Annotated in this window: 1 protein-coding gene; it reads right to left on the minus strand. The window is 65.3% G+C overall.

Going from position 1 to position 1447, the window contains the following annotated elements; genetic code table 11:
- Window positions 1–36: 36 nt before the first annotated feature.
- Window positions 37–1248, minus strand: a complete 1212-nt coding sequence (locus KIH79_RS12690; RefSeq protein WP_236023860.1) for an IS256 family transposase — start codon at window positions 1246–1248, stop codon at window positions 37–39.
- Window positions 1249–1447 lie beyond the last annotated feature (199 nt).

A 1447-nucleotide genomic window follows, 5' to 3' on the forward strand; every position in this document is an offset into this window, starting at 1 on the left:
GGGACTGTCCCATTAAGTGTGTAACTGGCGGTTTGGTTATTGGTTCTCGCTGGCGGGCCAGCGATCGGCGAAGGTGATGGCGAACGCGTTCAACGCGGGTTTCCACCGTGCCGTCCATCGTACCTGTCCCTTGCCGGTCGGGTCCAATGACCTGACGGTCAGATACAGGCACTTCAACGCGGCCCGCTCGTCGGGGAAGTGACCACGCGCCCTGATCGAACGGCGGAACCTCGCGTTGAGGCTCTCGATCGCGTTCGTCGAGCAGATCACCCGACGGATCTCCACGTCGTAGTCGAGGAACGGCACGAACCGGTCCCACGCGTTGAGCCACAATCCCCGGATGGCCGGGTACTTGCCGTCCCACTTGGCGAGCATCTCGTCTCGCGCCCGTTCCGCGGCCGCCTCGTTGACGGCGGTGTAGACGGGCTTCAGATCGCGTTTGAGCGCGTCCCAGTCCTTCTTCGACGCGTACCTGAACGTATTGCGCAGCAGGTGGATGACGCAGGTCTGCACGACGGCGAGGGGCCAGACCACCCCGACCGCGTCGGGAAGGCCCTTCAACCCGTCGCAGACCAGGAAGAACACGTCCTCCACGCCCCGGTTCTTCAATTCGGTGAGCACCGCGAGCCAGTACTTCGCGCCCTCGGCCGCGGGCGAGCCCCAGATGCCCAGCACGTCCCGGTTGCCCTCCAGGTCCACTCCGATGGCCGCGTAGAACGCGCGGTTGGCGACCTGCCCGTCACGCACCTTGACCACGATCGCGTCGATGAACACGGCCGCGTACACGGCATCCAGGGGACGTGACGCCCACTCGTTCATCTCCGAGACGACCCGCTCGGTGATACGGCTTATGGTCTCCTTGGAGACCGAGGCGCCGTAGATCTGACTGAAATGGGCGCTGATCTCGCCCGTGGTCAGGCCCTTGGCGTACAGGGAGAGCACCACCTCGTCCACATCGCCTAGGCGGCGCTGCCGTTTCCTGACGATGACGGGGTCGAACGAGCCGTCCCGGTCGCGCGGCACCTCGATCGTGACCGGTCCGACCGCCTCCGTCGTCACGGTCTTGACGGTGGTGCCGTTGCGCGTGTTCGCGGCCCGGCCCTCCGCGCTTTTCTCGTGCTTTCCTCGGCCGAGGTGCTCGGTCATCTCCTCGTCGAGGGCGCTCTCCAGCACGGTCTTGGTGAACCGCTTCAACAGGCCGTCGGGGCCGGTCAGGTCGAGTCCCTGCTCCTTGGCACGGCGGATCATCTCCAACACGAGCTCCCGCTCGGCCGGGGTTGATTCCGCGCCCTTGCGTTTACGGGGGTTCGCCGCGGCTTCCTTGCCGGCGGCAGTCTTCGCTGTCATGGTTTCCATTGTCTCAGTCGGCATGCTCATCACAGGCCCCTTTCCCGCCGGCCTCACGACCGGCGATCAAAGCCAGTTACACACATTCCGAGACAGTCCC

Source organism: Bifidobacterium miconis, assembly GCF_019331735.1.
In the GTDB taxonomy this organism is placed as follows: Bacteria; Actinomycetota; Actinomycetes; order Actinomycetales; family Bifidobacteriaceae; genus Bifidobacterium; species Bifidobacterium miconis.